We start from the raw sequence: 552 nt of genomic DNA on the forward strand, positions 1-552 counted from the left end.
TTCGACCCGGTCGACGATGTCACCCGGGCCCTGGGCGGCCTGGCGCAACCGCGGCATGGCGGCTTCGTCCCGCGTCGCGATCGTGGCCTTGATCAATTCGGCCTTGTTCGGAAAGTAGTGGTACAGGCTGCCGCTGGTCATGCCGGCGGTCCTGGCGATCTCGCGGATCGAGGCCTGCGAATATCCCATCTCGGCCACACAGCGCATGGCTGCGGCGATGATGCGTTGCCGGGTCTGCTCACCGCTGGCGCCGACCGGCCGGCCGAGCTGGGAGCCGACGGTCACCGGGTACCTCCGAACGGCGGAACTAATTGATCGGTCGAATATATTCGACCATGGTCGACCGGCAGGACAGGACAGGACCCGTATGACGCGTAGCCAGTTGGGCCGTCCCGTCGGCGCCGTCGGCGGGGAAACCCGAGAACGGATCATCGCCGCGACCATGAGATGTGTCGCGCAGGCCGGCTACTCGCGGGCCACCATTCGTGAAATCGCCCGCACGGCCGATGTCACCAGTGCCAGCCTCTACAACTACTTTCCGAACAACACCGC

Annotated in this window: 2 protein-coding genes; one reads left to right on the forward strand and one right to left on the reverse strand. The window is 65.8% G+C overall.

Annotation, left to right across the window (positions count from 1 at the left end; translation table 11 throughout):
- Window positions 1-285: TetR/AcrR family transcriptional regulator (locus A9X01_RS23025; protein ID WP_253849326.1), on the reverse strand; the 285-nt coding region annotated here is incomplete at its 3' end.
- An 82-nt stretch (window positions 286-367) separates the two neighbouring features.
- Between A9X01_RS23025 and A9X01_RS23030 the strand changes: the two genes are divergently transcribed.
- The coding region (locus A9X01_RS23030; RefSeq protein WP_155772235.1) for a TetR/AcrR family transcriptional regulator at window positions 368-552 on the forward strand (185 nt) is incomplete at its 3' end.

This window comes from Mycobacterium asiaticum (assembly GCF_001668675.1).
Taxonomy (GTDB): domain Bacteria; phylum Actinomycetota; class Actinomycetes; order Mycobacteriales; family Mycobacteriaceae; genus Mycobacterium; species Mycobacterium asiaticum_D.